The organism is Bilifractor sp. LCP21S3_F8 (assembly GCF_052117805.1).
GTDB lineage: Bacteria > Bacillota > Clostridia > Lachnospirales > Lachnospiraceae > Bilifractor.
Genome location: NZ_JBQKIK010000004.1, coordinates 22,008 through 46,903, shown reverse-complemented (window position 1 = coordinate 46,903; position 24,896 = coordinate 22,008). Strand labels below are relative to the sequence as shown.

21 protein-coding genes, 1 pseudogene and 1 riboswitch are annotated in these 24,896 nt (G+C 48.1%); of the genes and pseudogenes, 11 read left to right on the top strand and 11 right to left on the bottom strand.

The features are described from left to right. Positions 1–434: 434 nt before the first annotated feature. From ACTQ3A_RS03180 to ACTQ3A_RS03145, 8 genes are all read right to left on the bottom strand, one after another. Positions 435–1,754, bottom strand: coding sequence for an S-layer homology domain-containing protein (locus ACTQ3A_RS03180; protein ID WP_441100930.1), 1,320 nt, complete (start codon positions 1,752–1,754; stop codon positions 435–437). A gap of 178 nt (positions 1,755–1,932) precedes the next feature. Beyond that, entirely contained in the window at positions 1,933–4,488 is a 2,556-nt protein-coding gene (locus ACTQ3A_RS03175) for a glycoside hydrolase family 3 protein (protein ID WP_441494019.1), read from the bottom strand. Between the two features lie 76 nt (positions 4,489–4,564). Further along, the gene (locus tag ACTQ3A_RS03170; protein ID WP_441100932.1) at positions 4,565–5,959 is read right to left on the bottom strand and encodes a replication initiation protein; all 1,395 of its coding nucleotides are present in this window, start codon (positions 5,957–5,959) and stop codon (positions 4,565–4,567) included. Between the two features lie 1,227 nt (positions 5,960–7,186). Continuing rightward, positions 7,187–8,827: a C69 family dipeptidase gene (locus tag ACTQ3A_RS03165; protein WP_441100934.1), complete on the bottom strand. Its 1,641-nt coding sequence runs from the start codon at positions 8,825–8,827 to the stop codon at positions 7,187–7,189. Positions 8,828–9,117: 290 nt separating this feature from the next. Then, entirely contained in the window at positions 9,118–9,315 is a 198-nt protein-coding gene (locus tag ACTQ3A_RS03160) for a DUF6465 family protein (protein WP_441100935.1), read from the bottom strand. Between the two features lie 226 nt (positions 9,316–9,541). After that, a complete protein-coding gene (locus ACTQ3A_RS03155) occupies positions 9,542–9,667 on the bottom strand; it encodes a hypothetical protein (RefSeq protein WP_441100936.1) in 126 nt (41 codons plus the stop codon). 333 nt (positions 9,668–10,000) lie between these two features. After that, positions 10,001–10,780, bottom strand: coding sequence for an MBL fold metallo-hydrolase (locus ACTQ3A_RS03150; RefSeq protein ID WP_441100937.1), 780 nt, complete (start codon positions 10,778–10,780; stop codon positions 10,001–10,003). A 271-nt stretch (positions 10,781–11,051) separates the two neighbouring features. Continuing rightward, complete coding sequence (locus ACTQ3A_RS03145) at positions 11,052–11,393, bottom strand: hypothetical protein (protein WP_441495239.1); 342 nt, start codon at positions 11,391–11,393, stop codon at positions 11,052–11,054. A 199-nt stretch (positions 11,394–11,592) separates the two neighbouring features. On the opposite strand from ACTQ3A_RS03145, the gene ACTQ3A_RS03140 reads away from it, so the two are divergent. From ACTQ3A_RS03140 to ACTQ3A_RS03100, 9 genes and pseudogenes are all read left to right on the top strand, one after another. Continuing rightward, positions 11,593–12,711, top strand: coding sequence for a M20 metallopeptidase family protein (locus ACTQ3A_RS03140; RefSeq protein ID WP_441494018.1), 1,119 nt, complete (start codon positions 11,593–11,595; stop codon positions 12,709–12,711). Further along, positions 12,708–13,121 carry a hypothetical protein gene (locus tag ACTQ3A_RS03135; protein ID WP_441494017.1) on the top strand — a complete coding sequence of 138 codons (414 nt, stop codon included), beginning with the start codon at positions 12,708–12,710 and terminating at the stop codon, positions 13,119–13,121. Before ACTQ3A_RS03140 ends, ACTQ3A_RS03135 begins: the two co-directional genes overlap by 4 nt. Continuing rightward, positions 13,121–13,318, top strand: a complete 198-nt coding sequence (locus tag ACTQ3A_RS03130; RefSeq protein WP_441474043.1) for a hypothetical protein — start codon at positions 13,121–13,123, stop codon at positions 13,316–13,318. Before ACTQ3A_RS03135 ends, ACTQ3A_RS03130 begins: the two co-directional genes overlap by 1 nt. A 94-nt stretch (positions 13,319–13,412) precedes the next feature. Next, positions 13,413–13,709 (top strand): annotated as a pseudogene (gene tnpA / locus ACTQ3A_RS03125) (IS200/IS605 family transposase); the annotation flags it as partial. After that, positions 13,702–15,309: a hypothetical protein gene (locus tag ACTQ3A_RS03120; RefSeq protein WP_441494016.1), complete on the top strand. Its 1,608-nt coding sequence runs from the start codon at positions 13,702–13,704 to the stop codon at positions 15,307–15,309. The pseudogene tnpA and the gene ACTQ3A_RS03120, both read left to right, overlap by 8 nt. A gap of 62 nt (positions 15,310–15,371) precedes the next feature. Next, a complete protein-coding gene (locus tag ACTQ3A_RS03115; protein ID WP_441495238.1) occupies positions 15,372–15,611 on the top strand; it encodes a hypothetical protein in 240 nt (79 codons plus the stop codon). 124 nt (positions 15,612–15,735) lie between these two features. Beyond that, positions 15,736–15,845, top strand: a riboswitch (TPP riboswitch). A 175-nt stretch (positions 15,846–16,020) separates the two neighbouring features. Beyond that, complete coding sequence (thiW, locus tag ACTQ3A_RS03110; protein ID WP_441494015.1) at positions 16,021–16,602, top strand: energy coupling factor transporter S component ThiW; 582 nt, start codon at positions 16,021–16,023, stop codon at positions 16,600–16,602. Between the two features lie 68 nt (positions 16,603–16,670). Beyond that, positions 16,671–17,531 carry a hydroxyethylthiazole kinase gene (thiM, locus tag ACTQ3A_RS03105; protein ID WP_441100284.1) on the top strand — a complete coding sequence of 287 codons (861 nt, stop codon included), beginning with the start codon at positions 16,671–16,673 and terminating at the stop codon, positions 17,529–17,531. Further along, positions 17,506–18,243 carry an HAD family hydrolase gene (locus ACTQ3A_RS03100; protein ID WP_441100286.1) on the top strand — a complete coding sequence of 246 codons (738 nt, stop codon included), beginning with the start codon at positions 17,506–17,508 and terminating at the stop codon, positions 18,241–18,243. The genes thiM and ACTQ3A_RS03100 overlap by 26 nt, the downstream gene beginning before the upstream one ends. A gap of 280 nt (positions 18,244–18,523) precedes the next feature. Here the strand turns inward: ACTQ3A_RS03100 and ACTQ3A_RS03095 are convergent, their stop codons facing one another. Together ACTQ3A_RS03095 and ACTQ3A_RS03090 are read right to left on the bottom strand one after the other, a co-directional pair. Continuing rightward, positions 18,524–19,696, bottom strand: a complete 1,173-nt coding sequence (locus tag ACTQ3A_RS03095; protein WP_441100287.1) for an NAD(P)-dependent malic enzyme — start codon at positions 19,694–19,696, stop codon at positions 18,524–18,526. Between the two features lie 201 nt (positions 19,697–19,897). Then, positions 19,898–21,028 carry an Ldh family oxidoreductase gene (locus ACTQ3A_RS03090; RefSeq protein WP_441100289.1) on the bottom strand — a complete coding sequence of 377 codons (1,131 nt, stop codon included), beginning with the start codon at positions 21,026–21,028 and terminating at the stop codon, positions 19,898–19,900. A gap of 495 nt (positions 21,029–21,523) precedes the next feature. Between ACTQ3A_RS03090 and ACTQ3A_RS03085 the strand changes: the two genes are divergently transcribed. Next, positions 21,524–22,264: a FadR/GntR family transcriptional regulator gene (locus ACTQ3A_RS03085; RefSeq protein WP_441100290.1), complete on the top strand. Its 741-nt coding sequence runs from the start codon at positions 21,524–21,526 to the stop codon at positions 22,262–22,264. Between the two features lie 127 nt (positions 22,265–22,391). Here the strand turns inward: ACTQ3A_RS03085 and ACTQ3A_RS03080 are convergent, their stop codons facing one another. Then, complete coding sequence (locus tag ACTQ3A_RS03080) at positions 22,392–22,835, bottom strand: Lrp/AsnC family transcriptional regulator (RefSeq protein ID WP_441100414.1); 444 nt, start codon at positions 22,833–22,835, stop codon at positions 22,392–22,394. A 522-nt stretch (positions 22,836–23,357) separates the two neighbouring features. Between ACTQ3A_RS03080 and ACTQ3A_RS03075 the strand changes: the two genes are divergently transcribed. Then, complete coding sequence (locus ACTQ3A_RS03075; protein ID WP_441100291.1) at positions 23,358–24,794, top strand: aspartate ammonia-lyase; 1,437 nt, start codon at positions 23,358–23,360, stop codon at positions 24,792–24,794. Positions 24,795–24,896 lie beyond the last annotated feature (102 nt).

The window sequence follows — 24,896 nt, the reverse complement described above, 5'->3', positions numbered from 1 at the left end:
TGAGGTTTCTGCCACACTGCAGGACATTACGTCTGCCATTGTATCATATCCGGAAGGATTCTGAAATACGGTCATTTTTGGTCCTGTGAAGGAGAACACGGTTCTTTGTTTTCTCTCCCAAACGCGGTGCCTGCAAAGGTATCCGCACCTTACGCGCGTATCCTGCTGTCAGTATCCATTCAAGAGCGTGGCACTTAGAAAAGATAACCGCACCTTGCGCGCTGTATCATGCTGTCAGTATCCTTTCAAGAGCGTGGCGATTACAAATAAAACACGCTGCGCGAGTTTTATCTCGCTATCGCGACGCTCGCCGCACACGAATACTTCGCATTCGGCTGCGGCTCACTGTTCGCGTAAAAAAACAGTGCCCCCAGAGGGGCACTGAAATATCAGCTATGATCTTATGAAAAAAATCCGTTCCTGTCATTTCTCTCTCAGAATTTCGAAGCCGCCCGATACAGGAAGGTTACAGCATCTGCCCTGCTGCAGGTGATCTCCGGTGAGAATGTAGATGCCGATGTACCGCTCGTGATTCCATTCTGTACAGCCCATCCTACCGCGTTATAATAATAGGCATCTGCCGATACGTCACTGAAGTTGCTGCTGTAGCTTCCGCTGCCGGACGCATAACAGCGATAGATCATCGTGATGATCTGCGCCCTGGTGCAGTTAGCCCCTGCGCCAAACGATCCATCTGAGAATCCCACAGCGATTCCATGCGCATCCGCCCAGTTCACCGCCTGATAGTAATAGGAGGATGGAGCAACATCCGTAAAGCCGGCACTCCCGCTGACCTCTCCATTTCCGAGCAGACGGTAGATCCACGTGACAATCTGCGCCCGTGTCGTTGTATTCGACGGACTGAACGTCGTACTGCTCGTCCCGCTGGTCACCCCATTCTGATAAGCCCAGTAAACCGGCTCATAATAATACCGGGATGTATTCTGAACGTCCGTGAACACGCCATTTTCCTGAGGATCCGCCGGCTGAAGATAGGTTTGAATCCATTGATAAAAAAGACTGTGCCTGGTATTATACACAGCGCCGCTTACCGAATAAGGATTTGTACTTGCCTTCTGATCATCCGCCAGCGCTGCCATGATATTGTCCAGACTGAAATTCGATGAATAATCATTCACCACCCTGTTAAAGATCCGATTCGCCGCTGCCTCCCCGCCCAGCATGCCGATTTCCGCATACATCATGCAGGCGGCTACATCATCTGTATAGGACGACTGACAGTCCTCAATATATATCTTCGCAAATTCCTTAAATGCCTCATCCTGGCATTTCTTTCCGGTATCTGTCGTGATCAGACGTACAATCACATCCTTCTGAGCAGCTGACGGCTCCCATTTCAGCTTCTCCCAGTCCTGACTGAGCATGGCCTGAATCGATCCGTCCGTATCAATGCTCTGGAACAGAGCCGGATCCGCATTGTAAATCCTGTTCAGAAGAGCACGTCCGTTATTCCCGTAAGCCGACCACCAGCCGATGGTAATTGTCTGCTCCGCTCCCCAGCTGTCTGCCAGAGAAAGGTAAGTTGCGTAATCCCGCTGTCCGTATACCAGTCCTCCGGACTCACACGCCCCGATCATATTGATGAAAATATTAAAATCCGCATCTGTAAAATTTCCGACAGATACATCCGCATACACCGGCACCGCGGAAGATACCGCTGTCGCTGCAGGCGCAGCGAACGAAATCACACCGGTTATGCACAGACACAGTAATTTCTTGACGAGTTTGTTCATATACCTTCTCCGTTTCATTATTTCATTTTGAATCTTAAATTTTTAAACGAAATTTTAAAGGTATTGTAACATATTCTTCTTATTTCTGCAACTTCAGCAGATTTTCACCCCGCACAGGCAGATTCATCAATTAATATCTCAGGCTGATTTCGTTAATAATTGTCTCAAACCGGTCAGATCACTTTTGATACGGCACCGCTCCCTCATACATGGCGGACTGCCAGATTATCGACACCGTTCTGCTCACGCAGGCCTTCAGGTCTTCCGGTGAAAGCGTCCCGTTGTCCAGTGCCTTCCCGATTTCCTCATAATCCGACGCAGCTCCCGGCATGATCATGTCATTGCCGGCACGCATACATCCGTCCGCGGTCGCTCCCTTCGGATCCTGGAGCTGCATCGTCGTCGTCCAGTCCGTCATGACAGCACCCCGGAAACCCCATTCATTCCGCAGAACATCTGTGATCAGGTCACGGCAGTTGGCTGCATGCACGCCGTTCACCAGATTATAGCTGGTCATAAGCGACATCGGCTGTGATTTTTTCACCGCGATCTCAAATCCCCGAAGATAAATCTCCCGCAGCGTTCTTTCCGAGAGGACCGAGTCCGATCTCATGCGGTTGTCTTCCTGGTTGTTGCACGCAAAATGCTTGATGGTCGTTCCGACGCCCGGATTCCTCTGCACCCCGTTCGTCATTGCCGCGGCAATTTCTCCGGTCAGCACCGGATCTTCTGAATAGTATTCAAAATTCCTTCCGCAAAGCGGATTTCTGTGAATGCACATGCCGGGAGCCAGCCAGAGCGTCACCCCGAACCTGAGCATCTCTTTTCCGATAATCTCACCCACCTCGGAAACCAGATCCGTATCCCAGGTCTGCGCCAGTACAGTCCCCGTCGGGATTGCCGTGCAGTACTGATAATATTTATCGTCCTTCATCTCCCCCGCTTCCGGCGCGAAGAATCCGCCCTCCAGACTGAATTCAAAGGGCATGGGAACGACCTTTCCGTCCCGGACAAAATAATAGCGCATCAAACGCAGTCCTGCAGGTCCGTCCGCAAGCACGATGCTCGCAAGATTCCGATCCTCTGCGGCACGGCTTGTCTGCGCCGCAGAGCCCGGAACCGTAAACCCAGCAGAACCGAGGCTGCTGCTCCCCTGCGCCTGACCGGGATCTCCCGCCGACAGACGAATCAGCTGCTCTCTTGTCAGCGTATCCGTAAAGGAGCGCGCCTCCGTTTCGACAAGCTCCGCGTTGCTGCGGTACGTAACGGTCTTTCTCCGGATTTCAGACGCATGCAGAAGAACAACAGGAAGCCTCTTCTCGGCCGCCTCATTCCTCCATCCCTGATACTGTCTCTTCATCAGCTCCGGATCTCTGTGAAATTCCTCCAGATCTGTCTTCAGCGGACAGATGTTTCTGACCTTCTCAAGCACAGCGGTCTCATCCAGCCGGACGGCTCCGACGAGCCGGGATCCTTCCAGGCTGTTTCCGACCCAGATTCCGTAATCGCCCTCCTCCATAATCCACGCAGCACATTTCTCGTCGTAGGATGCCAGCGTCTTCAGCGGAATTTCAACCATAACCTTCTGCTCTTCCCCCGGCTTCAGCTCATCGGTTTTAATAAAACCAGCCAGGCGTCGATACTCCTTCTCCAGTTTTCCATACGGAAGCGACGCATACACCTGAACGACCTCGCGACCCGCAGTTTCTCCCGTATTTCTGACCGTCGCCGTCACACTGATTTCCTGTGTGTCCCCGCCTTCCGCCTTACAGATCTCGCCGGCACGGATGGAAAAGGAGGTGTATGAAAGCCCGCAGCCAAACCCGTAGCGAACCGGAATCTCATAGCTGTCAAAATAGCGATATCCGACATAGAGGCCTTCGTTATACTCCTCTGTGTCAGTATTACCGTTATTGTGGGAATAATTCTGTTCATTCGGGTAGTCCTCATAGCGAAACGCATAGCTGTCCGCCAGCTTTCCCGATGGATTGATTCTTCCGGAGACCAGATCCGCGAAGGCATTTCCTCCCTCCATTCCCGGCTGTGCCATCTGAATCAGCCCCCGGATGTTTGCAAATTCATCCAGGAATGACAGATCCACCTGTCCTCCCGCATTGAGCACCACAATCACATCCTTATAAATCCCGCAGATATCCCGCAGCATGTGATGCTCCTCATCCGTCAGATAATAGTCGCCCTTTTCACAGAAACGATCCGCTCCCTCTCCACACACCCGGCTGAGGATATAGAATGCCGTATTCCTGTCTTCTGCAAGATCCCTCGAAGGATCAATCGGCCGTCCCGCAGGCATATGGAACGGATGCTCCGAATAATCGCTGAAGAAATCATATTCTCCCCCGTTTGCCTTCTTCCTGCCGAGCAGATCATCTCTCCAGCGAAGCCTCGCCTCAGTATAGGTTTTTTCAAAATCACGGATCCATGCTTCATTTGTGATCACAAATCCGGCGTTTCTCATTCCTTCATAGATGCTGACGCTGGAACGCTCATTCACGTCACCGGAACCCGTTCCTCCCTTGATGGTATGGGATGCTCCGACACCGTACAGCGCGACACCGCTGCCCTTTCGAAGCGGGAGTATGTGATTTTCATTTTTCAGAAGTACCATACCGGCCGCGGCAGCCTTCCTGGCCACCGCGCGTCCGATGCGCTCCTCTGCGGTCTCTTCGGGTTCGCGTGTCCCGGAAAATCCGCGCTGTATCATTTTTCTCTCCATTTCGACATCCTCCTGTCATTTTTTCAAAAAGAGAAGCCGGCATCCTTTTCCGGTGACCGGCTTCTCGTTCTAACGCTCATGCGTGCATATTCTCGACGGTAAAATCCATATACATCTTGATTCGCTCATCGATGTCAAAGGCGAGCTCCATAGCCTCGAGCGGTACGCCCGTGCTTTCCACAAAATCCTGGAAATTATCCTTCTGCTTGTATCGCTCCCATACAAGCTCCTTGGTTCTGTTCGAATGAGATTCCCTGTGGAGCTCCCTGGCAGTCTCCGCATCCTCCGTGCTTCCTTCCACCGCTTCTACGACATTGTCCGCGTAGCGGTTCCGCACTGCCTCTCTCAGCCATCCGAAATAATTCCGGATCGTCATTCCTCCGGTCTTCGCGTAGTCGATCTCTCTCTTGATCTCGTCTGTATCTCCATTGGCATCCTGAAGCAGACGATCGTAATACTCCATCGTAAATCCGCTCGTAGCGCGGATTCCGCTCTTCTTCAGATATGTCAGTATATCCGAATATTCCCGCAGCTTCTTCGCTCCGCTCTTCTTGTCCTCAGCGGCGACTTTTTCGAACGGATCCGGTTCAGCGACCTTCACGTACTCCGGACTCAGCTGCTCAATCTTCACCTTGTTCTTGTGAATGGTCTCGAGATTCGCCTCCGGAATATTCCAGGAAATCATAAACATGATGTCGGTCGCCCGGCCTCTGTTTCCTCTCTCCACGGTGTACTCGAACGTGATGTCTGCCTTCTCGTCCATCTCGATCTTTGCTTCGTCAAGCACCTTTGTGCGGAAATCCGTAAACCGCTCATACTGCTTGTCCTCCTTCTTTGCCAGACGAACCAACTCCGACCACGTCGCGCCATCGGAAACCGCTCTCTGAAGATAGGAGGCATCCAGATTCACGAGTCCGAGCGTGCAGCGAAGTTCATCCACACTGTACACCTTCGTAACGAACTTTGATTTCGTCGTATCAATCTTGTATGCTTCCTTCTTCAGAAGCTCATAGAGACGGAAGGAGCTGTTCTTCTCGAAGGAGACAAGCGTCGCAAGTTCCATGGAAGTATAACTCTTCTGAAGACTCGTGATATGCGGTGTCATTTCCCGGTTATAGATGATCTCCAGCTTCTGGTCTTTATAGGATACGTTGGTAATCATCGTAAAGGTATGGAAATTTCCGAGACCGTCTTCAATCGTGATGATATTCCCGGCAAGCTGCTTGCTGACGCTCTTCAGCTTCTTATAAATATTGGTATCTGTCTCATTACCAAGGATACGTTTGATCTCACTCGGATACAGCGTCGCCATTACCTGCTTCGATCCCGGCTCCTGCTGCAGCTTTGTGAGAGAAACAGCGATGATCTTGTTCCCGAGAATCGAGGTTTTATATTTCGCATTGATCAGCGAATTACTCTTCCGGACGACAACGCCCTCGATCAGGTCGTTCCGTACACTGGTACTTGTCATTTCAATATCCCCTTTGTTTTGTCAGAAAGCGACAAAAATACTTTAACAGGATAATAACCTATTCTTTCCCATTTGTCTCTCAGATAACGAAAAAGTTACTGATTAACTTTTCATTAAATTTCAGTATTTTATTCGTCATCTCGCTCTCATATGGCGAAAAAAGTACTTGCCCCATTTACATAAGTCGTTTTTTCGTCTTCTGACCGCCTCTCGTTTACAGTATTTTTTTCGTCTTCTGGTTCCGTGCAATGCCTGTTTTCCCTGGAAAAACAGCCCTTAGGAAGGAAACAGCGGCTGATTTCAGTATATTATTCGTCATCAGGAAACCTTCGCGATCTATGATGATTCAGTACAAATGTCGTCATCTGAATAATTGTCCTTCCTGTTGATCTGCCTTTGCTGCTTGATTTCAGTACTTTATTCGTCATCAGTCAGTAATTTTTTCGTTTTCTTTCACCCGGTCTGCCTTCTGAATCCGGTCTGAAAAGTATTTTTTTCGCTTTCTGAGCGGAGTATTTTTTTCGTTGTCTGACATCATCACTCCTGATCATAACGACTCAGATACTTATCGGGACCGTCCGGTATTTTTTTCGTCATCTGTACCGGCATCGCTTTCTGAAGTATTCTTTTCGTCATCTGACTTAGCGGCTGAATCCGGCCGTCTGTATCTGCATTCCCCCAATCGTTGCCTCCACTCTCCGTTTTTTCGCCTTCTGACTTATCCGGAATGTTATCTGTCAGTTAATTTGATGTTCGACAGCAGTAGCTTTTTCGTTTTCTGAACCCGGAGAATCCTTTATTTGCAGGGATTTCCGGCTCTCTAAAATAAAAGAAATATAAATGTTGTTATTATATATAATATAAAGCGGCCGGATCGCTTATCTCACTTCAGCCAGATAGCGAAAAATATACTTACAACAACTGAATAGAAAACAAAAGGGAAACTTGGATGCTGTATTTTTCTATGTTCCGCAATCTGTTTTCCAGTTAGATCTGATGATCGACGAGAAAAATCAGCAGCAAAATGATAACCTTTAACAAGACATCTGACAGGATTATGCAAGAACAATGATTTTTGATGAATAAAAAGGCAGAACTTCCGGATAACCGGTTATAAAAGCCCACTTCAGCAGAGAATCATCGCAGGAATTGGTTCGGATAAATTTCAGATAACGAAAAAAGTACCTGATGAATCAGGTACTTTTTTCGTTATCTGCTGTTTGTGGATCAGGTGTCAGATCTGGAATAGGAATTCTTCATCTGATTGCTCAGTTCATAGAGAACCTTATCAAGCGTATCCGCAGCTGCTTCCTTTAATGCATCTGCCATTTCCTGGTTTGCCTGCTCGGCAAGCGCATGAATACGATCATTTCTTTCGGATCTGTCTGAGGAGGAAGCTGCAGCGGGGATTGCAGCCACTGGATCACCGAGTGCGTCCATCATCTTAGCGTCGTATTTACGGATAAGCTCATGGCCTTTTGCTCCAACCGCAAGCTGATATCGCTCAATGTGGAAGAGGCTCTTTCCATAGGAGGCATCTGTCATCGCGGCGATCATACGGCTTGTCCAGTAGAAGTTATCTGTGGAAGCGTGCTTTCCGGTGTTGGAAAGATACGCCGGGGTTCTGGTGACATTGGCGTACATCGGAGCCCATGTATTGAACGCATTCGAAGCGAATGCGAGCCATTCGATGGTCCGGAACTCCTCCGGCTGGTACGGACGGATCTGAATCAGAGCGAGGAAATCGTTGCGGTTAATACCGATAGAGCGGTATGCTCCTCTTCTGCTGCTGTCTCCATATGAGGCGTAGGGATCGTACGGAGTGCCCTGATAATGAGAGGAAAGGAGATATTTCACGTCCTCGGGCGTGACCTTCCGCTCCGGAGTCAGGCTCCATGGAATATCATCCGAATCCGGTCGATAGTCCGCGTGAGGGCCGTCCCAGGAAGCAAAATGGGGGTTCAGGTAACGGGCCATATACCATCCGCGCGGTGTATTGTATACATGATCTGCATCATCGTGACTTCCGAATGCATCTCTGGGATTGAAGGTCCAGTGCTTTGCCGCGTGAGTTCCGGAATCGGAAGCGGTGTCTGACTGTGACGGAGAATCTCCGGATGATCTGCTGAATCCGACTTCGAAATCCTGTGCCTCGTCCTTTACGGTGAGATCCAGATGATTCCAGGTAATAAATTCACGAAGATCTGCGGAGCACATATAATTCTTCTGCTCGCCAAAGGCGTCGTCCATGTCGAACTCATCGATTCCCAGCTGATTCGGCATGATGACGTACCGGTCGTCCGGTACTCTTCGGGCAATCCAGTGATGACCGCCGATGCTTTCGAGCCACCAGATTTCGTCCTTGTCCTGAAAAGCCATTCCATTGGATTCATAGGTACCGTACTTCTCGAGAAGACTTCCCATACGGGTTACTCCCTCGCGTGCGGTGTGGATATAGGGAAGGGTGAGAACCACGAGGTCCTCCTCGCCGATTCCTCCTGGAACTTCCGGCCTTCCGTCCGTTGCCGGAACAAATTCGACAAGCGGATCTGCGCCGAGTACGCGTTCGTTGGTTGTGATGGTCTCCGTGGCGGTCATGGCCACATTGGCTTCATTCACCCCGCTGGCAGCCCAGATTCCTTCGCCTTCCAGTGCATTCGGCACCGCGGTGTAGCGCATCGGATTGTCGGGAAGGTCGATTTCTACATGAGAAAGAACCGAGCGATATTTGCGCGGCTGTTCCTCGGGATGGACGACCGTGAATTTCTTCGGGGTGTATTTCCCGGAGGGAGAGTCATCATTTCGTGCAATAAAGGTAGAACCGTCATAGGTGGCCTTCCGGCCGACCAGTATAGTAGTACAGGGCATCTTATTATTCCTTTCTGTCTGCTTCAGGGATCATTATTTCTTCTTCTTCGCGTTTTTGCGCGCCAGAGCTGCAAGCTGCTGCTTCATCTTCTTCTCTGCTGCCTTCTTGCTGTCTTTGTTCTTTCCACCAAGCTTACTCATTGTATAACCTTCTTTCTTATCTATGATCTGATGTGTATTTTATCACAATTCGATGCTGTGCGTCGGCAAAAAAGAAAGCCGCACCCCTGTAAGGGATCCGGCTGCCTTCGGGATCTTCTGTGAAAAATCCGGGACGTTGATATGTCCGATCAAAGTTCTACAAAGTTATCGGCATCTCCGTCCGCAACGTAGTAAGCGCGGTTTTCCTCGGGCTTTACATAGATGGTGAGATCCTTCGCCTTGGGAGCGGCTGCCTTTACTCTGTCGATGATATCCTTCTCGGTATACTGTCTGCCGCCGTACTGAAGAATTACATCTGCCTTAACTGTGCTTTTTCTAACTGCCATTTCCATTTACCTCTTTCACTTATTTCGGTTTACAGTTGATGCCATATCATATGCAGAATATCTTAAATGATATGGTATATATAACTTTAGTAGACCATTACATTGGAAAGTGTAACACAAATATGTTCGTAATGTATACATTATTTTCCCGAATTTTGCAGGATACTATGTGCACACTGAACAAATGTCAGAGAGCTTGTGGAATGAATGGATGAAAACAGGCGGTTCAGTTGAGAGAGGATTCCTCGTCTTCCTCTTCAATATAATCTATATACTCGGATTCACACGCAAAAAGCATATACCCACCGTCAACATATCCCATAAAGCCATCGCTGATTGAATAACCTTTCATAAAAATCCTCCTTATCGTAAATGTCATCATTTGAAAAGAATTATGAATGAAGAGATGAAAAGACAGATCTTGATGTCTCTTCGTGATTAAGGATGATTTTATTATGACAGATAGCAAATGCAAAAATACGCACAATGGGCAGCAAAATATACAATTATGTAAATGCGAATTCGAACGTATCATTCAACCCGGCCGTTTCCGAAGACCGGGTTCCGGAAAAAATATTCTTATCATTTTGGATAAGATAATGGTTACAGTGAGATGTCCTTAGAAGGCCGAAGGAATCAATGGATGCAGAGGAATTTGTCAGCGTTCATGCAGGGCCGGCTGCTGTCAGACGTCCGGAATCCGGATTTTTGAGATGCCGAACGGTCCTTCTGCCTGAATGGTGAGTGTTTTTACACCGAGAATAACTTCTTCCGATCCGGGAACAATCTCCTGTTTCTCGGCGTTTTCAAGCACAGTGGAGAGAAATTCTCTGGGAAGAGCTTTCGTCGTATGACTTCCGAGGTATGTATCAAAGGGGAGGTGAAGAGCCTTTTTCAGGGATTCCTGCAGAGCCTCCATGGAGTCATGATTATCCCAGAACATAAAGCAGTCGTCACTGAAAGAATCGCCCGAGAGGAGCAGCCGGTCCTCTTCCACGAGCAGCCCGATCTCACCTCTGGTATGTCCGGGAAAATGGTGAACAGAGACATGGACGCCGCCCAGATCAAAGCGTTCGTTGCCCTGCAGAGGATGGATGACGGTGCGTGGCGCGGCGATATAGGCGTCCTTCCGCTCCCTGGGTACGCCGTAGGACGCTGTATACTGGTAAAAGGTTGAGATCCTCTGTATCCTGCTGCAGGCTCTTTCATAGGCTGGCTGGTCCGCCGGATGCATCCAGGCTTCGTCAAATTGCCAGTTTCCCTGCACGTGATCTGCATGGCCATGGGTATTGATAACGATGTAAGGGGTATTTATATGAGCTTCGATAAAACCACGGTTGTCCCCAATCCCGTAGGCAGTATCTGAGATGATCGCGAGCTTGTCTCCGTGTATGATGCTGAAAAACGTGCCGTCTGTTTCCTGAATATGAAGAACATGTCTGCCTGCCTGATAGATTTCGTGCATATCTCGTACTCCTTGTCTGCTTCAATACAGTTAACTTTAAACTCCCAACATGAAAAGTGGGCGTATTTCTTGAAAACTCAACCGTTTAACCGGGAGAATGACTCATTTTCTGACCCTATTATACCAAAGACAAAGGACTTATGCCTTTTTTATCGGCTAAACGATTGAGTTTTCAACTGAACTTTCCACGGTGGGAAGTTTATGTTTATAGTTCTCCATATCATCAACGGGTCTGCCGGTCAGGTTCCGCTCTGTCAACAAACTGTGCGCATTACCGTTTGTGTCTCCGCTTATAATCTTCACGGATTGGTGCAAGCAGCCCTTCCTTATCAAGGGCACATTCCATATCTGCTGCGGAAGGGGCGCTCCTGGCATAGCTGACCGCCTTTGACATGACTTCATAATTGAGTCTCGTACCGACCCCATCGTGTTCATACCGGACAGCACGGTTTGCCTTGATTCCAAATCTGCCGGCAACCTGGACAGCGTCGATATTTGCCCCCAGGAACAGGAACTCCAAAAGGCAGGGATCCGGTATCTGCACGGACCAGGCTCCGTGACTTTTTTCGGCGCGGTATTCTATAACCGGAGCTGAAAGAAATATTCTACCCATAAGGTTATAGGCAGGTGAATCTTAATCCTCATTGGATAAAACCGAAAATCATCCTATAATAATTAAAAAAGCCTTTTTCAACATACTTTCTCCTGTAAACAGGAGTACATTTATCTGCTGTTTAGTAGATATAGGTACATTCTTTCTTCGGGAGAATCCAGCTTAAACGGTAATAAAAAACAAGATAGGGAAACATAACATGGATGACTTATGGAAAACAATTACAGCTCTTAGACATAAACTGCATAAATATCCGGAATTATCGGGGCAGGAGTTTCAAACGAAAGAATGTCTGAAAAGCTTTATCTGTATGAACACACATCTGAAAATCAGGGATAAAGGAACCTGGTTCTATGCCCTGTATGAACCAAAATTAAATAACGGAGCATCACCAATCGCCTTCCGCGCGGATATGGATGCCCTTCCCATACCAGAAACTATTTCCCTGCCCTATGGATCGGCCAAACCCAATATCGCACATAAATGCGGGCACGACGGCCATTGTGCTGTATTGGCAGCTGTGGCCGTACTTCTGGAACAGGATGCGGCTGTCCGCTGTCCTGTGTATCTGATTTTCCAGTCTGCGGAAGAAACCGGCCAAGGAGGAAAAATCTGTGCTGATTTCGTAAGCGAGACAGGTATCAGTGAAGTATATGCTTTTCATAACCTGAGCGGTTATCCGGAAAATGCCGTGATGGTTCGTGACCGTCTGACGCAATGTGCCTCCAAAGGTCTGCTGGTGCAGTTTACCGGTGAAAGTGCTCATGCCGGAACTCCCGAAAATGGTCGCAACCCGGCTTCTGCACTTGGTTCTATGGCTCTCTATGCGGAAAAAATCAATAAAGAATCCTCTTCGTGCCTCTGCACAGTCGTCAGCATACAGGAAGGCAGCCGGGATTTTGGCATTTCTCCGGGACAAGGTGAAATTGCTTTTACACTGAGAGCAGAAGCAGATGATGTTCTGGAAAATATGGATCTCACTTTGCGCACACAGGCAGAAAAACTGGCAGATCAGTATGGGCTGACAGTCTCGTTTGAAGAATTTGATCCCTTTCCCGCCACGATCAATCATCCCCGCTGCGCAGAGAAGATTCGCAGGGCAGCGGTGAAAGCCGGCTGCTCCTGCGTAAACATGAAGCAGCCATGGAGACCCTCGGAAGATTTCGGATGGTACACGAAAATCCGCCCCGGCGCTATGTTCTACGTCGGAAACGGCACCAACTGGCCTATGCCGCATCAGCCTGCGTATGATTTTAACGATCACATTCTGCCGACAGCCGCAACTGTTTTTCTGAAACTGGCTGAAAGCGAAACGTGAAAGATGAAGTCATAAATAATAACGAGCCGTGGGAAAATCATCCTGCTTATGATACAACAGAAACAAGATTTTGTATTGTGGACGCCAATACGGGCGAAGTGCTTGATGACGCTCAAGGATATGGGTATAAGACAGCCCAAAAAGCATATGCTGGATACTCTTACAAGAACAGAGATAAGAGTAAAGATAATGAGCGTCTTGCCAAAAAGAAGCATATAAAAAATTGGATGAAACAAAATAAATCATTCGTAAAACTGATGGATGATTATGCCTTTGAAATGGCAAAAGGCACTATGGCTCCTGATGATAAATTCGATGCAGAGTTTGTAAAAAATCTGCTGAAATCAGAAGGCTTAGAGCATGATTTTACAGCAAATGAACTTTTGAAAGCATGGAGGAATTATAAATAATGGCACGTTCTAAAAGTAATAACGTACAAATCAATATTTCTATCCCGTCTGAATGGAAGACCCAGCTTGAGAACCTTGCACGCATCTATTCTGTCGAGGAAGGTGAAACCATTACATTTCTTGACCTGATGCGCAGAGGGATTCAGGAAAAATATCAATTAGGAGAAAAAGACAATGAGCGAGGAACAATATCATAGTGCTTCGCATTGTAAATATCTGACGCAGTATCATATCATCTGGTGCCCTAAGTTCAGATTTTCTGTCTTGTAGAAAGGTGCTGACGATAAACTAAAAAACATCCTTGCTGACATCTGCAATCAATACAGATATGAAATCAAAGCATTGGAAGTGATGCCAGACCATATACATATATTCGTGGATTGCTCGCAGACAGTTGCTCCCTGTGATATAGTAAGGACGCTTAAAAGTATCAGCGCTATTGAAATGTTTAAGGTTTTCCCGCAGTTGAAACAGTTTTACTCCCGTTGTGGAGTATTATGGTCAAGGGGATATTTTGTATCAACGTCAGGACATATAAGCGAAGCTACAGTTAAGAAATATATCGAGGAACAGAAAATTCATGACTGAAGAAGATAGGAAAATATTGAAGCAATTTCATAAACTTTCCGACAGGCATATCCTTGTTGCTGAAACTGATATGCCATATTCTGATGTCGTGAAGGTAGTTACTCTTTCTGATAAGATACGCAAAGCAGGCAATGAACTTGTCGGGCTTATGAGAAAGAATTATGACCAGCTCCTGCGTACGAAAAGATACCGTAAACTGCTTAAATTATATGGCAATACTCAAGACAAAGATAAACGTAGGGTTTTGGCAAAACAGCTTAATAAAATGCAGTCTGAATATAACGTCACATGGGATTTTTGCAGAAAGTCCATGATTCCGATAGGCAAGAAATATGGTATAGATGCTATATTCGCCCTCACCAAAGCTGAGGATGTATGGCGTGGTATCGAAAAATGCCTCTATGATAATGGCAAAACAATACATTTTTCAAAATATGGAGATTTACCCTGCATCAGGGCAAAACAGATAAACCGTGGCATCTCAATGTCCGTTAAGGATAATAAACTGCAATTCAGGCTTGGTAAAACTATGTTTGGAATACAGGTAAATGACAGATTTCAACAGGATGAAGTAGCTGCCGTTTTATCTTATCTTGCCGAACCAGAGAACATAAATAATAAAGCTGTTAATACACTTATCGAAGATGCCTGCTGCATAGACACATACAGACCATGCTATGCTACTCTCGTGCCTAAGCTGATAAGAGGTAAATACAGACTATATCTACATCTAACCATCGAAGGAAAAGCGATGCCTAAATATGACAAGTACGGCAATCCCCGTCACATATACGGCAAAGGTACGATAGGCGCTGATATCGGAACGCAGACGGTTGCATATACATCAGATACCGAGGTTGGCTTAAAAAATCTTTCGGAGCGTGGTAACAGTATCCAGACATCCGAAAGAAAGGAACGGCTCCTTTACCGCGCCATGGAGAGGTCAAGGCGGGCAGCGAATCCACAGAATTATAATGATGATGGCACTATTAAGAAAGGTCGTAAGACCTGGAAATATTCAAATCATTATAAGAAGCTGAAATCTAAACATGCTGAATTGTGCCGTATCAATGCAGTAAACAGGCAGCTCGCAATAAATGAGGATTCTAACCATTTGCGAAGTCTCGGAGACATATTTGTGACAGAGCCTAAAAATGCAGGCAAGCTGATGAAACGAACTAAAGAAACTACCATTAATAACAAAGGAAAGTTCAATAAGAAAAAGCGTTTCGGTAAATCCATAAAGAACCGCTGCCCCTCTGGATTTCAGACTACAGTAGAAAAGAAGTTTAAGGTCACAGGTGGTACATATATAGAAGTTCCGAACAATTACAGAGCAAGCCAGTACGACCATACGGCTGATGATTACATTAAAAAGAAATTGTCTGACAGGCTGTATAAACTTCGTGATGGTACTGAAGTACAAAGAGACTGGTATTCATCATATCTGCTTTACTGCTACGATTATAGAACACAGAACATAGATAAAGAAAAATGTATTACAGAATTTAAGGCTCAATACAACAAAGAAAAAGCCCTAATCACATGGATTAAGGCTAATAAAATCAAGATACTGAATAGCGGAATTAAAGTAGCTTAACAATTCAATATCAGGGAGATTGACTGTACTTCCTTGCTGAAAAGCAGAAATTTACCGCTAATGTGGTCGTTGGACTGCTTGGTAATGAAAGTCCTGATTCAAACAGATTTACACTTGTAACTCCAAGGCCTGAAAATGGTGTACGATTACAAGCTAAACTTGGCAACCAGAACCCCACGGGCTTGCCCGTGGGAGCAGTCAGGATACACTGCAGGTATCTGATTATTCAAAGTTTAATATGGGCAGCTTTGATGAGGCCAAAAAGAAATTATCACATGAAAAGAATTTCCCTGTGGACCTGAAAAATGCATATCAGATTGGACAGAAGCTCAGTTCAGAAACAATAGATTGACATTTTGTGTGCACTTTCTGAATGGATTGTGTTATAATAGCACCGTTAAAGCAGAACGCTTTAGAAAAATCAAGAGAAACAGACTGGGGAGCCCGATGCATCGGGCTGAGAGGACGGATTTCAGCTGTCGACCCATTAACCTGATTTGGATAATGCCAACGTAGGGAGCATCGCTGTGATCATGCGTAATTATGCAGACTGTCGTTTGGCAGTCTGTTTTTTTATGCGAGCGTCGCGATAGCGAGATAAAACTCGCACAGCGTGTTTTATCTCGTTTCGCGTCCGGACCGGTGATCATAGTGACAATCAGCCGGCGCGTCATCAATTTCTTTAAATCTTAAAAAGGAAGGGATATGATCATGAAAAACAAATGGAACACAACCACGGTTTCTGCAAAGAATGCAGCTTCTGCTGCTGCCTCGCTTCCGGAAGGGTCACGGGCAGGAAAGCTGTCTCTGAAGAAAATGGTATTTACCGCGATGCTCGCGTGTCTCGGATTTGTGCTGAATACCTTTGTATGGTTTCCGCACATGGCTCCGTTTCAGCACTTCTGCAACGTTATGGGGGCGGTTTTTCTGGGCCCGTGGTATAATTTCATCGCAGCTCTTCTGACGGGCTGCATGCGGGTGGCTCTGGTCGGCTGTGATTTTCAGGCTGTGATCGGCGCGATTTTTGGTGCCCTGCTTTCCGGTATTCTGTATAGAAAAACGCATAAGCTCTGGGCAGCATGGGTCGGAGAAGTCATCGGAACCGGATTCATCAGCGCGGTACTGGCAAGCGTGATTTTCAATCTGGCACTTCACATTAAATACGCGATTTTTTATCTTATCCCCTACTACGGCCCAGCATCTGCGATGGGGGCAACCCTCGCCATTGCGGTTCTCCTGGTGCTGAAGCGATCCAAGGCGCTGCCGAAGATGCAGGCGCAGCTGAACAAATGAAAAATTTTCCGCGGCCGGGAAGTCCACTGAAAAAATGATGAAGCATTTTATGGAAGGAATCATAACAGATGGAGTATGGAGAATCTCTTCGAAAAGTGCAGGAAACGAAGCCTGCGGTGCAGTGTATCACAAATTTTGTCACGGTCAATGACTGCGCGAATATCATTCTTGCGGCAGGAGGAACACCGGCGATGACGATGGATGTTCGCGAGGTCCGCGAGGGAGTGGAGGGAATGAATGCCCTTGTCTGCAATCTCGGAGCGATTGAATCGGTAGACAGCATGATCATTGCCGGACAGCATGCGAATGAGCTGGGAATCCCGGTTGTTCTGGATCCGGTCGCTGCCGGCAGCACAACGCTGCGGCGGTACAGCATCCGGGAGCTTCTGGAGACGGTCCATTTTACCGCAATCCGGGGAAATGCCTCTGAGATCCGTGCGATTGAGACAGGAGGCCTTGAGGCGAAAACCGGGAGGGGCGTGGATGTCAGCGCGGAGGATGAGATTACCGCAGATAATCTCGAGAAGAGTATTGTGATGGCCGAAAAACTGGCTCTGCGGATCCGAAGCGTCATAGCCGTATCCGGAGAGACAGATATCGTGACTGACGGAGAACAGACAGTGATTCTCCATAATGGGTGCGCAACGATGGCACGGATTACCGGAAGCGGATGCATGCTTACTTCGCTGATCGGAGCGTTCTGCGGTGCCGACAGAGAGAATTCCTTCCGCGCTGTCGTGAGTGCAATGACGGTGATGGGCCTTGCGGGAGAGATCGCGGAACAGAAGCGTCTGGAGAAGGGAACCGGAAACGCCACCTTCCGCACAGATCTGATCGATGCCGTCTTCAATATGACTCCGGAGAAGGTGGATCAGGGCATCCGGTGTCAGGAGGAACAGAGAAATGCGGAAAAAGTACGCGATTTTTGATGTGGACGGCACGCTGGCGGATTCGATGCGGTACTGGGATCATCTCGCGGAGGATTATCTCGGCGGTCTGGGCATTCATGCATCCCGGGAGGATCTTGCGCCGATCGAAACCATGACAATGTCCGAAAGCTCGGCGTATTTCATTCACAGATACAGTCTTGCGAAAACGCCCGGAGAAGTGATGGAAGAAATGTTCGCTCTGATACGAAAGCACTACGAGGAGGACATTCCGCTGAAGGAGGGAGCCGCCGCTTATCTCCGAAGCCTCCGGGAACGGGGTGTGCGCATGTGCGTCGCAACGGCAAATGACACCGCGCTTTCCAGGGCGTGTTTCCGGCGGAACGGAATTCTGGAATATTTTGACTTTTTTGTGAGCTGTGAGGAAATCGGCAGGGGAAAGCGGGATCCGGACATCTATGATTTCTGCAGGGAGAAAATGGCCGATGAGACAGGCACCTCTCTCCTGCCGTCCGATGTGGCGGTGTTTGAGGATGCTGCCTATTGTCTGGAAACCGCTTCAGGTGCCGGGTATTATACCGTTGCGATGTTCGAGAGCAGCTATGAAAAGGACTGGGACAGAATCCGGGGGATTGCTGACGAATCCTATGTGAGCTGGAACGACGCGATGCAGCAGGCTGGCAGAATACCGTGTGATAAGGCGGAAGGGCGCGGTGTAATAGTCTGCCAGAAAATACAGCGTGATAAGCTGTAAATACGTGATGCGAGTGGCTTTGACGGATGTATTGTAAGAAGGTGGAGAAATGCTCCCTGGAAAGTCAAAAGTACACAGCGTGAAAAATGCAAAGAGATAAAACACGCTGCGCGAGTTTTATCTCGCTATCGCGACGCTCGCCGCACACGAATACTTCACATTCGGCTGCGGCTCACTGTTCGCGTAAAAAAAGGCTGCCGCAGCGATGTGATCCGTACAGGAAAACAAGCTGCGGCAGCCTTTCTGACTGTGTCAGAATATTTGTGTCAAAATATTATATTCAGATTCTTGCGACTCCGCTCTCACGGGCTGCCTTAGCGACAGCTTCGGCAACGGCAGTCTTTACTCTCGGATCAAATGCCTTCGGAAGAATGTAATCTGCGGAAAGCTCCTTGTCGGAGACAAGGCCGGCGATTGCCTTTGCAGCGGCGATCTTCATCTCGTCATTGATGTCGGATGCGCGTACATCCAGAGCTCCGCGGAAGATGCCCGGGAAGCAGAGAACGTTGTTGATCTGGTTCGGGAAGTCACTTCTTCCGGTCGATACAACTGCTGCGCCTGCAGCCTTTGCGTCATCCGGATAAATTTCCGGTACCGGGTTTGCGCACGCAAAAATGATCGGATCCTTTGCCATGCTGCGAACCATATCCTGAGTCAGTGTGCCGGGTGCGGAAACACCGATAAATACATCAGCTCCCTTGATGACGTCTGCCAGAGTGCCGGACTCATGTGAGCGGTTTGTGATCTTCGCCATCTCTTCCTTGACCGGGTTCAGTCCTTCACGGCCCTCATAGATTGCGCCCTTGCGGTCAGTCATGATAACATTCTTGAGACCCATGGAGATCAGAAGCTTGATGATAGCGATTCCGGCAGCGCCGGCACCGGATGTGACGATCTTGATATCCTCGATGTTCTTGCCGACAACTTTGAGCGCATTCATCAGGCCTGCAAGGGTGATAACCGCGGTTCCATGCTGGTCATCATGGAAAATCGGAATATCGGTGCACTTCTTCAGCTTCTCTTCGATCTCAAAGCATCTCGGAGCAGCGATGTCCTCGAGGTTGATGCCGCCGAAGGATCCGGAAATGAGAGAAACGGTCTTTACGATCTCGTCTACATCATGTGTTTTTACACAGATCGGGATTGCGTCTACATCGCCGAAAGCTTTGAAGAGCGCGCATTTTCCTTCCATAACCGGCATTCCTGCCTCCGGTCCGATGTCGCCCAGGCCGAGTACTGCGGAGCCGTCTGTTACAACTGCGACGGTGTTCCATCTTCTGGTCAGCTCGTAACTTTTATTGATATCCTTCTGGATCTCAAGACAGGGCTGCGCAACACCCGGGGTGTATGCAAGGCTCAGCGCCTCGGCGCTGTCTACTTCAGCTCTCAGCTTGATTTCAATTTTACCCTTCCACTCATAGTGCTTTTTCAGGGATTCCTTTGCGTAATCCATTTGATTATCCTCCATATATGAATATGAATTTATGAATATGAATTGAAATTGTTACCGAATAAGAATTGCTGCTGTACAAAAATATTGGTTATCGTCAAATTAATGGTTATTGTGTGGAAACCGTTACCGTACAGAATTTGTCCAGCCGCAATATGCCTTCCGGAACAGGTTACCACTCCGGAGGCATTGCTGTAAAGGAAATCAGTAATTGCCGGCGAAGAATTTGGAATCTTTGTTGACCTGATATCCCTCAAAGTATTTGCTGAAGTCCATGTGCAGGTAGGAGCAGAGGTTGCTGAGCTCTACCATGGTATTGTCGTTTACCGGAATACCGTTTTCTCTTCTGTCTTTTTCTGCAAAAATTTCTTTTTCTCCATGCGTATAGATCTGTTCCTGACCTTCTGCCTTCGGGCTCTCACGAAGTCTCTGAAGGTAATCGGAGAAGTTCTTCTTGATGGCTTCCGCATCTCCGAAGAAGGCGGGATTGATCGCGATGAAGCCATGGCAGATTCCGGTTTTATCCTTGAAGGTGCAGCACTGATCCGAGTTCACGCCGTTTGAGAGGATGGAACTGAGGATTTCGCAGACCATGCCCCATCCGTAACCCTTGTGGCTTCCGGTCAGAGGATCATTTCCACCAAGCGGCATGATGCCGCCGCCCTTCTTTGCTACGATATTGGACAGAACGGTCGGCGCGTCGCTGCACGGATTACCGTTGGCGTCGAGAGCCCATCTTTCCGGAAGCGGTTTTCCGGCTTTATTGTACATCTCCAGCTTTCCTCTGGTGACAACTGTTGTAGATGCATCGAAAAGGAAGGGGAACGGGTCGGCAGGAACGGCAACCGCAATCGGATTGGAGCCGATCATTGCCTTTCTTCCGAACGTGGGAACCATGATCGCCTCAGAGTTTGTCGCGGCGACACCGATCAGTCCCTGGTCACTTGCCATCTTTGCGTAGTATCCGGCAATTCCGAAATGATTGGATTCGCGGACGGATACGATTCCGACACCGGTGGTCTTTGCCTTCTCGATTGCCTTATTCATTGCAAAATAAGCATTGAGCTGGCCCATTCCATTATGTCCGTCAATAACTGCGGATACGGGTGTCTCAAATACAACTTCGGGCTTTGCGGTCGGATGAATTGTTCCCTTTTCAATTCCCTTGTGGTAGCGGACCATCCTCTGCATGCCGTGGCTTTCAATTCCGTAGAGATCAGCGGTCAGCAGAACATCCTTGATGATTTTTCCCTCTTCATCGGAAAATCCGAAATTGTGAAAAACATCGGCGCAAAAACGATTCAGTGTTTCATAGCTCCATTTAACGTACCCCATTGTACTGCTCCTTCTGGTATATTTACCATGATTGTTGCTTTGATTGGTAATACCAATATAACACCGCACATATTGAAATTCAATGATGATTTCCCGGATGAACAAGACAAAAACAGCGACTGTGACCGTCTGCGTTCTGCCCGGGATCCTGGAAGCTGAAGATCAATGAGAGTAAGGAAAGCCCGAGAAGGACGAACGGAGACATGCCGGAAATGAAGCTCCCAAAGGGCCCCGAAACGAAAAAACAGAAGGAGCTCTTCTCGAAATCGGGAAATTTTGTGGTAATATAAGTAAGCGTAGAGGATATGAATCTAAACAGAAAATATGTAAACCTGCATGTCCTGCAAGGCAGGGCGTCACAGATAATATTCTGCGAAGCACGGAGCAATCCGCAGCTTATACAGTGTGTGACGCGGGGACGTATACAGTTTGTGGCACGACTTATCGCATGGGGGTTTATTGTATAAAGACAGGATGTAAAACGGGGAGAAACAGATGACAGAGCAGGTCGTTTTTCAAAAAGTAAATAAAGAAGATGCGGTGAATGATATACTCGATCAGATCATAAAGGCAATCGAAGATGGCCTGCTTCATGAGGGAGATGCGCTCCCCACGGAGAGGAAGATGGCGGAGCAGATGGCTGTGTCCCGGCCGGTGGTGCGTGAGGCACTTCATTCTCTCCGGCTGCTCGGCATCATTCATTCGGTGCAGGGGGGCGCGAATTATATTACAGACGACTTCAATCAGTGTATGATCACACCGCTTACGCTTCTGTTCCGGATGAACCGGAGCACAGTAACGCAGGTGCAGCAGCTGCGTTCTTCACTTGAAGTGGAATCCGCCTCTCTTGCGGCCGAAAAATGTACCGAGGAGGACACTGCCGAGCTGGAATGGTATCTCAAAAGGCTGGACCAGGAGGAGAATGACCGGGAGCGTGCGTCTCTTGACCGGGAGCTTCATCTGAAGATCGCCTCAATTGCGGATAATCCCATGATCTATCAGGTACTGTGCGCATCCTCCGTATTGATTGAGAACATGATCACGGATATCCGGGCTCTGGTCATGCAGAAGGAAAAATCCACAAAAGGCATTGATCAGGAGCACCGGAATCTGGTTCGGGCGATAATGTCGCACGATACGCGGGATGCTCGACGTCGGATGAACGAGCACATGTGGACGGTGACCGGCTATGTCAGAACGATTGAAGAGAATAAACGTTCCTGCGGGGAAGGCTGATATATTTACGTCCTTTACGAAGCCTCCATCACAGGAAATGCAGTCAATGAAAATCTAAAACGTAAATTCAAAATGTAAAATCAAAACGTAAATCAAGGGCGATGACAGATGTGGGCCTATTTTTATTTTACGGGGAAGTGTGAACCGGTACCGCCCTCTGCTCCACGCTGGTTGAGAAGACGATCTGGGTCTTGGTGCGGCCGAATTTCTGGAGCTCATTGATGAAATGATCCAGTTCTGTCGTACTCTGGAACATGACCTCGATGAGCATCGAGTAATCACCCGTCACACAGTTGCACTCCACCACGTTCGGGATCGACTTGATATAGGGATAAAACTCCGGTTTCTGATTTGGTTCGACCTCCAGATTGATGAACGCTTTGATATGATAATCCAGCATCATAGGGTTGATCTGTGCGTGATATCCCAGGATCACGCCCTGTTCCTCCAGCTTTTCCAGCCTTGCAGAGACGGAGGGCGAGGACAGAAAAACCTTTGCTGCCAGATCTTTGAGAGGAATTCTGCCGTCTTTCTGCAGGATATTCAATATCTTGATGTCGATGGCATCCAGCTTTTTCAAAATTTCACCTCCACGAAATCCATCCAAATACATAATTCAGGAAAAAATTCCATCTATAAAATTCAGAAAAGAAGTTCATCCATGAAATTGAGGAAAATAATCCATCTACAAAGAAATTGAGGAAAATAATCCATCTACAAAATTCAGGAAGAAAATCCATTCACAAAACAGAACAGCAATCCATCCGTGGAATCCAGGGAAATAGAAAAAGAGGCACCGGCTGATCTTTTCAGCTGGTACCTCTCTGTACTGCCCTAATTATAAACCTTCCGGCGTCAGATGCAAGTGAGAAGTTTACAAACGGCTTTATATTATTCGTCATAACGGAAATTAACTTTATTTATTTCGTGAGAACGCCCTGGATTTCTTCTCTTTCAATCTTTTCAACTTAAGATATTTACATCGGGTTTTCAGGGTGCTATTCTCGCGTCATCCGGAAGGACAGTCGGTGAAGACGTCCGAAAAGTTTAATGAGTGCTCAAATTTCATTCAGGACATTTGGAGGGAAACATCATGGAGATTTTTGAGAAGATCGCAGCAGGAACTCGTCTGGAAGCTGATTCCATCGGCACACTGGAGGTGCCGGAGGATGCCTATTACGGAGTGCAGTCTCTTCGGGCAAAGAGGAATTTTCCGATCACCGGCACCGGACTCCATCCCCTGTTTATTCGGAACCTGGCGAGAATCAAGCTCGCGGCGGCCGAGACAAACAAGAAAAGCGGAAAGCTGAAGCCGGAAAAGGCAGATGCCATCGCAAAGGCATGCCGTGAGATCATGAGAGGCAGGCTTACAGAGTCTTTCATCGTGGACGGAATTCAGGGCGGAGCCGGAACCAGTGCAAACATGAACGCGAATGAGGTTGTGGCCAACAGGGCAATCGAGCTGCTTGGAGGCAAAAAAGGCGATTATTCCGTCATTCATCCAAATGATGACGTGAACATGTGCCAGTCAACCAACGATGTGATTCCGACATGCGGCAAGCTGACTGCTCTCGATCTTCTCTCCGTCCTTGACGGTGAGCTGGAAGCGCTTGCAGACAGCCTCTCTGAAAAATCTGAAGAATTTGATCATATTCTCAAAATCGGACGCACACAGCTCCAGGATGCTGTCCCCATGCGTCTCGGTCAGACCTTCCATTCCTATGCATCGATGGTTTCCAGAGACCGCGATCGTCTTCTGCATCTCAAGAAAGAACTCTACACGGTGAATATGGGCGCGACAGCCATAGGTACCGCGATCAATACCTCCGATTTTTATTTTTACAATATTGTCCCGACACTTGCAAAAATCACCGGTTATCCGCTTACGCAGGCAGCGGATCTGTTTGACGCGACCGAAAATCTCGACAGCTTCGTGACGATTTCCTCCGGACTGAAAACCTGTGCGGTTGACCTCTCCAAGATGTGCAATGACCTTCGTCTGCTCTCCAGCGGACCACGGGCGGGAATCGGCGAGATCTCTCTTCCGGCGATGCAGAACGGATCTTCGATCATGCCCGGAAAGGTCAACCCGGTAATTCCCGAGGTTGTGACGCAGGTGGCATTTGAGGTCGCCGGCAATGATACGACCATCACCATGGCAGCAGAAGCCGGGCAGATGGAGCTGAATGCGTTTGAGCCTGTTCTGTTCTACAATCTGTTTGACTCTGTTTCTGAGCTGACGCACGCGGTGAACACGCTGCGTGTGAACTGCATCGATGGAATCACAGCGAATGAGGAAAGATGCGGGGAGCTTCTGAATGCAAGCGTTGGAATTGCCACTGCTTTGAATCCGTATATCGGATACAGGAAAGCCGCGGAAATCGCAAAGAAATCCCTGAAGACCAGCGTGCCGGTGAAGGAGCTGGTGCTTCAGGAAAAGCTGATGACAGCAGGCGATCTCGAGCAGGTGCTTGATGCCTACAGTCTGACGTCAATCCATACGGGAAGAACCGCAAGCAGCGCAGTCTGAAAACGTGATAGACGAAAAGTCCGTAAACAGGAGCGGGGCCTGAACCAATACTGATGAGAAGGGCCGCAAGCAGCACAGGCCTGGCCAGGGAAGGTGGGAGGG

Coding starts and splice junctions, on each gene's coding strand:
- ACTQ3A_RS03180 (WP_441100930.1), bottom strand. CDS start 1,754: ATGAACAAACTCGTCAAGAAATTACTGTGTCTGTGCATAACCGGTGTG.
- ACTQ3A_RS03175 (WP_441494019.1), bottom strand. CDS start 4,488: ATGGAGAGAAAAATGATACAGCGCGGATTTTCCGGGACACGCGAACCC.
- ACTQ3A_RS03170 (WP_441100932.1), bottom strand. CDS start 5,959: ATGACAAGTACCAGTGTACGGAACGACCTGATCGAGGGCGTTGTCGTC.
- ACTQ3A_RS03165 (WP_441100934.1), bottom strand. CDS start 8,827: ATGCCCTGTACTACTATACTGGTCGGCCGGAAGGCCACCTATGACGGT.
- ACTQ3A_RS03160 (WP_441100935.1), bottom strand. CDS start 9,315: ATGGCAGTTAGAAAAAGCACAGTTAAGGCAGATGTAATTCTTCAGTAC.
- ACTQ3A_RS03155 (WP_441100936.1), bottom strand. CDS start 9,667: ATGAAAGGTTATTCAATCAGCGATGGCTTTATGGGATATGTTGACGGT.
- ACTQ3A_RS03150 (WP_441100937.1), bottom strand. CDS start 10,780: ATGCACGAAATCTATCAGGCAGGCAGACATGTTCTTCATATTCAGGAA.
- ACTQ3A_RS03145 (WP_441495239.1), bottom strand. CDS start 11,393: ATGGGTAGAATATTTCTTTCAGCTCCGGTTATAGAATACCGCGCCGAA.
- ACTQ3A_RS03140 (WP_441494018.1), top strand. CDS start 11,593: ATGGATGACTTATGGAAAACAATTACAGCTCTTAGACATAAACTGCAT.
- ACTQ3A_RS03130 (WP_441474043.1), top strand. CDS start 13,121: ATGGCACGTTCTAAAAGTAATAACGTACAAATCAATATTTCTATCCCG.
- ACTQ3A_RS03120 (WP_441494016.1), top strand. CDS start 13,702: ATGACTGAAGAAGATAGGAAAATATTGAAGCAATTTCATAAACTTTCC.
- thiW (WP_441494015.1), top strand. CDS start 16,021: ATGAAAAACAAATGGAACACAACCACGGTTTCTGCAAAGAATGCAGCT.
- thiM (WP_441100284.1), top strand. CDS start 16,671: ATGGAGTATGGAGAATCTCTTCGAAAAGTGCAGGAAACGAAGCCTGCG.
- ACTQ3A_RS03100 (WP_441100286.1), top strand. CDS start 17,506: ATGCGGAAAAAGTACGCGATTTTTGATGTGGACGGCACGCTGGCGGAT.
- ACTQ3A_RS03095 (WP_441100287.1), bottom strand. CDS start 19,696: ATGGATTACGCAAAGGAATCCCTGAAAAAGCACTATGAGTGGAAGGGT.
- ACTQ3A_RS03090 (WP_441100289.1), bottom strand. CDS start 21,028: ATGGGGTACGTTAAATGGAGCTATGAAACACTGAATCGTTTTTGCGCC.
- ACTQ3A_RS03085 (WP_441100290.1), top strand. CDS start 21,524: ATGACAGAGCAGGTCGTTTTTCAAAAAGTAAATAAAGAAGATGCGGTG.
- ACTQ3A_RS03075 (WP_441100291.1), top strand. CDS start 23,358: ATGGAGATTTTTGAGAAGATCGCAGCAGGAACTCGTCTGGAAGCTGAT.